General features: G+C 70.2%; 6 protein-coding genes and 1 pseudogene. 5 read left to right on the plus strand and 2 right to left on the minus strand.

What is annotated here, in order from left to right; genetic code table 11:
* From AC2W7C_RS13130 to AC2W7C_RS13150, 5 genes are all read left to right on the plus strand, one after another.
* Positions 1–1,040: DUF2336 domain-containing protein (locus AC2W7C_RS13130; RefSeq protein WP_486001839.1), on the plus strand; the 1,040-nt coding region annotated here is incomplete at its 5' end.
* A 31-nt stretch (positions 1,041–1,071) separates the two neighbouring features.
* Positions 1,072–1,851, plus strand: coding sequence for an NAD kinase (locus tag AC2W7C_RS13135; RefSeq protein WP_486001840.1), 780 nt, complete (start codon positions 1,072–1,074; stop codon positions 1,849–1,851).
* 64 nt (positions 1,852–1,915) lie between these two features.
* Positions 1,916–2,392, plus strand: a complete 477-nt coding sequence (locus AC2W7C_RS13140) for an Hpt domain-containing protein (RefSeq protein ID WP_486001841.1) — start codon at positions 1,916–1,918, stop codon at positions 2,390–2,392.
* Between the two features lie 346 nt (positions 2,393–2,738).
* Positions 2,739–3,089, plus strand: coding sequence for an ArsR/SmtB family transcription factor (locus AC2W7C_RS13145; protein ID WP_486001842.1), 351 nt, complete (start codon positions 2,739–2,741; stop codon positions 3,087–3,089).
* Positions 3,082–3,549, plus strand: coding sequence for an SRPBCC domain-containing protein (locus AC2W7C_RS13150; RefSeq protein WP_486001843.1), 468 nt, complete (start codon positions 3,082–3,084; stop codon positions 3,547–3,549). The genes AC2W7C_RS13145 and AC2W7C_RS13150 overlap by 8 nt, the downstream gene beginning before the upstream one ends.
* Before the next feature lie 188 nt (positions 3,550–3,737).
* Here AC2W7C_RS13150 and spbR read toward each other — a convergent pair whose 3' ends face one another.
* A complete protein-coding gene (spbR, locus tag AC2W7C_RS13155; protein WP_486001844.1) occupies positions 3,738–4,880 on the minus strand; it encodes a SpbR family protein in 1,143 nt (380 codons plus the stop codon).
* Positions 4,881–4,961: 81 nt separating this feature from the next.
* A pseudogene (locus AC2W7C_RS13160) lies at positions 4,962–5,145 on the minus strand (hypothetical protein); the annotation flags it as partial.

Raw genomic sequence — 5,145 nt, forward strand, 5'->3', positions numbered from 1 at the left:
TGTTGCTGGGGCGTCATCGCCCTGTGCGACGCCCGCCCGCCGTCCGGGGCGAGCTGTCGCCGGTCCTGGGCGAGATCTTCCTGACCCTGGCGCGCCAGGCCGAGCGCGAAGTCCGCAAGGCCCTGTCCGAACGCCTGGCCAGCGCCGACTGGGCGCCGGCGGCGCTGATCAACGTCCTGGCGCTCGACGAGATCGATATCGCCCGCCCCGTCCTGGCCTCCAGCCCCGTGCTGCAGGACGAGGACCTGCTGCGCGTGCTGATCCAGTCGTCGCTCGAGCACCAGATCGCGGTCGCCCGCCGCCCGCACATCAGCGGCCGGGTCGCCGACGCCGTCATCGATCGCGGCGAACCGGCGGTGCTGATGGCCTTGGCCACCAACAGAACCGCCGAGATCAGCGGCGAGGGCCTGCGCCGGCTGGTCGATCACTCGCGCCGCGTCGCCGCCCTCAGAAGTCCGCTCGCCCGCCACCCGCGGCTGACCGAGGCCCTGGCGGAACAGATGTACCACTGGGTCGGCGAAGCCCTACGCCAGTCGATCACGGCCCGTTTCGCCATCGACGAGAAGCGCCTGGGCGTCGCCGTCTATGACGCCGTCGAGCAGGTCCTGCGGGCCCCGGGCCCGGACGAGCCGGCGCCGAAGACGGGCCCCGAGCGCGAGGAGATGGAGCGTCGGCTGGTCGCCAAGCTCCACGCCGCCGGCCAGTTGAAGCCCGGCGTCCTGATCCGCGCGGTGCGCGAGAAGCGGCTCGAACTGCTGGTCCACGGCCTCGCGGCCCTGGGCGGCTTCACCGTCGGCCAGATCCGGCAGGCGCTGAACGCCCCGACGCCCGAGGCGCTCTACTACGCCTGCGCCGCCGTGGGCATCGACCGCGCCGCCTTCCCCACCCTGCTGGCCGAGGTGCGCAAGCTGAACCGGTCCCTGCCCGGCGACCTGGGCAAGGCGATCTGGCAGCGCGGGGCCTTGTCCTCGACCTCGGCCGCGCGGGCGTTCAAGGCCCTGATCGCCGACGACGAGCCCGAACAGCGGATCGCCGTTTGACTTCAGGCTGCGGCTCGGCTTGCGTGCGGTCGTGACCGACCCTTCCCACGGCCTGCGCATCGCCTTCACCGCCTCGGACCGCCCCGAGGCGATGGTGGCCCGCGAGCGGCTGGCCGCCCGATACGGCTCGGCGGATCCCGACGCCGCCGACGTCATCGTCGCCCTGGGCGGCGACGGCTTCATGCTTGAGACCCTGCACACGGTCATGGAGCGGCGCACCCCGGTGTTCGGCATGAACCGCGGCTCGGTCGGCTTCCTGATGAACGACTACGACGAGGATGGGCTGCTGGAGCGCCTGGCCGAGGCCGGGCGGGCGGTCATCCATCCGCTGCAGATGGACGCCTGGACCGAGGCCGGCCAGGTCCAGAGCGGCTTGGCCATCAACGAGGTGTCGCTGCTGCGCCAGACGCGCCAGAGCGCCAAGCTGAGGATCAGCGTCGACGGGCGCGTGCGGCTGGAGGAGTTGTCCTGCGACGGCTGCCTGCTGGCGACCGCGGCCGGCTCCACCGCCTACAACCTGTCGGCCCACGGACCGATCATCCCGCTGGATTCGCGCGTCCTGGCCCTGACCCCGATCAGCGCCTTTCGTCCCCGCCGCTGGCGCGGCGCCCTGCTGCCGCACCAGGCCAAGGTCACCTTCGAGGTGCTGGAGGCCGACAAGCGTCCGGTCAGCGCGACCGCCGACAGCTTCGAGGTCCGGCGCGTCAGCCGGGTCGAGGTGCGCGAACGGCGCGACATCGCCCTGACCATGCTGTTCGACGCCGGTCGATCGTTCGAAGAGCGCGTGCTGGCCGAACAATTCGCCTCCTAGAGCCGTAGACGGGTTCTTAAGGTGGATCGCCGAAGGTGCCGGCTTCCACTATCGGGAGCGCTCCGTGAGCAACTCGGCCCAGGTCATTCGCCCGCCCAACACCCTTCGCATGAAGGTCGGCGGCGCGTTCGGCGGCATCGACGCCAGCGCCATCGCCAAGGCCGAAGAGGCCCTGAAGGCGATGTCGGCCCAGTTCGGCCAGTGGCTGCAGGACGAGATCGTCAAGCTGGACAAGGCCCAGAGCGACATCCGCACCCAGGGCTACAACGCCGCGACCGCCGAGGCGCTCTACTTCCGCGCCCACGACCTGAAGGGCCTGGGAAGCACCTATCAGTACCCGCTGGTGACCCGCCTGGCCGGTTCGCTGTGCAAGATGATGGACGATCCGGCCAAGCGCCTGGCCGCGCCCCTGGTGCTGATCGACGCCCACATCGACGCGATCAAGGCCGTCGTCCGCGACCAGATCCAGACCGACGACCATCCGACCGGCAAGATCCTGGCCGAGACCCTGGAAGCCCGGGTCGCCCAGCACCAGGGCTGATCGGGAGCGGCGCTCCTCGACAAGTCGCCCCTCTCGCTCCCTTCTGATGTGAGAACGCGCTTTGTCATCCCGGAAGCGCCGAAGGCGCTATCCGGGACGTTTGACGCTGCTCAACGCCGCCTCCCGGAAACCGCGCAGCGGTTATCCGGGAGAAGGCCAAGCCTGGATCCGGCCGTCTGCCGGCTCAGCCCTGACGGGCTGTCCGGCATTAAATAGAGATGACGGCGTTCCGTCCCGGCTCTCCGCTTCGCTACGGCCGGGATGACAAGGCGGACCGGCGGACGACACCGCACCCCATCTCCTCACCCCTTGCATTCCGCGAACCCTTGCGCCTAAACTGAACCACATGGTTCAGCTTTCATCCGCCCGTCTCGACACCGCCTTCGCCGCGCTCTCGGACGCCACCCGGCGCGGCGTCCTGGAACAGCTCGGACGCTCGGACGCGTCGATCACCGAGCTGGCCGACAGGTTCCACATGACCCTCACGGGCATGAAGAAGCACGTCGGCGTCCTGGAGCAGGCGGGGCTCGTCAGCACCGAGAAGATCGGCCGCGTGCGGACCTGCAGGCTCGGCCTGCGCCAACTCGGCGAAGAAGCGGCGTGGATCGAACAGTATCGCCAGCTCTGGAGCACCCGCTTCGACGCGCTGGACGAGATCGTCGAGGAATTGAAAGAGAAGGAGAAGACCCGTGGATAGCGAACTCGCGAAGACGCGCACGACGGTGGAGCGGACATCCGACCGCGAACTCGTCGTCACGCGCACGTTCGACGGCCCGGCGCGCCTGGTGTTCGAGGCCTGGACCACGCCCGAGTTGTTCAAGCGCTGGTGGGTCCCGAAATCGATGGGGATGTCGCTCGAGTCCGTCGAGATGGATGTCCGCACCGGCGGCGGCTACCGGCTGGTCTTCGCCGGGGGCCATGAGTTCTTCGGCAAATACCTGGAGGTCGAGCCTAACTCGCGGATCGTCTGGACCAACGACGAGGCCGGCGAAGAAGGCCAGGTGACCACGGTGACCTTCGAGGAGAGGGACGGCCGGACCCTGCTGGTCATGCACGAACTCTATCCCTCAAAGAAAGCGCTCGACGCCGGGGCCGGAGCGACGGACGCGCTGGACGAGACCTTCGGGCAACTGGACGCGCTTCTCGCCGGCGGATGAGGGTGACGCGGCCGACTTCGGGCGAGCCGCGTAGGCCCGCCCGAAGCGCTCCGCGTTCTTCATCGGTTACGACCGATCTTGACGCATCGACCCGCTAGGCTGTTCTCACCGGGTCTTTGACAATCGAACAGTCGGAAATGTGCACGATGTGCACTCGCTTTTTCGAGTGCACATTTCACCCGCGGCCCTCAGGCCGCCGCGCCGACAGCTCCGCGGGCCGGAAGGGGCGCCTGGTCCAGCCGCTCCATCAGATAGGCCAGATCCTCGCGCGGCGCGTTGGGGCGCTGGGTCAGGAAGCGTTCGAGCATCTGCTGGCGGAAGTCGTCGCCCGAAGTGTCGGCGCCCTCGGCCTGCAGGACGCGCCAGGTGTCCACGCCGGCCCGGAACGCCTGGAACAGGCGGGGCGGCAGGCCGGCGCGGTCGTAGATCGCCTTCAGGCCCAGCGGGCCGGCGTCGTGGATCATCAGCCATGCGCGCTGGTGCGGCGTGCCCGCCAGCTCGGCCATGCCGTGCTCGAACAGCCCCATCTGCCCTCGGGCCAGGGCGCGCAGCAGCAACGAGCCGGTCAGGGCCCGGCGGGCGTTCAGATTGGCGACGAAGGCCGAAACGTCGGCGTGGGCGGAGGCCTGGTCGATCAGGTCCACCGTGGCCCGTTCGCGGGCGAAGGTCGCCAGCCGGATCGCGGTCTCCGGCGCCACGGCGTGGCGGGTGACCAGGTGTTCGCGGACGGCGTCGGAGGCCAGTTCGATCAGGCGTTCGCTGACCGACAGGGGCAGGACCTGGCGGTAGGCCAGGGCCGCGACGACCTCTCCCGACGCGCCGAAGCGGTCGACGCACCGGCCCAGGGCGGCTTCGGCGATGTCGGCGTTGTCGTTGGCCGCCAAGGTGCGCACCGCCTGCTCGCAGCCGACCTCGGCCAGGGCGGTGGCGACGTCGCGGGTCACGCCGGGCCGGCTGGCCACGGCGACCTGGCGCACGGCCGATCCGGCCTGGACGATCTCGATCAGGTCGGCGTCGGTGAACACCGGCGAGAAGTTGATCAGGGGCAGAGCCACGCTGTCCACGTCGGCGGCCAGCCGGCGCGCCACGTCGCGGGGGATCAGGTCCGACGCCTTGAGCGTCACCGCCAGGGCCCGGCGCACCAGCTCGGCCGCGTCGTTGGCCATCAGGCGGAGGATCTTCTGCGCCGCGGCGCGGTCCTCGTCGTCCAGGTCCGCCCGGTCGATGCTGCGGCACAGCTTGTGGGCCGCCGCCGCCCGCTCGTCCTCATCGGCCGACTGGATCAGGCGGCGGATGTCGATCTCGGTCAGGCGGGCGCGGTAGGCTGTCATGGGACGGGGCTCGATCTCCGGTTGAACGCCACCTTCGGCCCGCCATCGTTAACGGGCGGTTCACCATGCCCGGATTCGCGATCAGGCGTCCGCTTTCGCATCCGGCCCGAAGGCCCCTCCGAAGCCGGAGTCGTTGTCGCCCTGCCCCAGCAGCAGAGACAGCAGGCTCTGGTCCTGCCGCAAGCGGTCCAGCCTCGCGGCAGCATCTGGTCCCGGGCGGACAGATCGGGCGCGGCTGGGGCGAGCCCGCCGTCGCCGGCCGGCG

The organism is Brevundimonas sp. CURTG3B2_SDJG (assembly GCF_057364705.1).

Coding starts and splice junctions, on each gene's coding strand:
- AC2W7C_RS13145 (WP_486001842.1), top strand. CDS start 2,739: ATGGTTCAGCTTTCATCCGCCCGTCTCGACACCGCCTTCGCCGCGCTC.
- spbR (WP_486001844.1), bottom strand. CDS start 4,880: ATGACAGCCTACCGCGCCCGCCTGACCGAGATCGACATCCGCCGCCTG.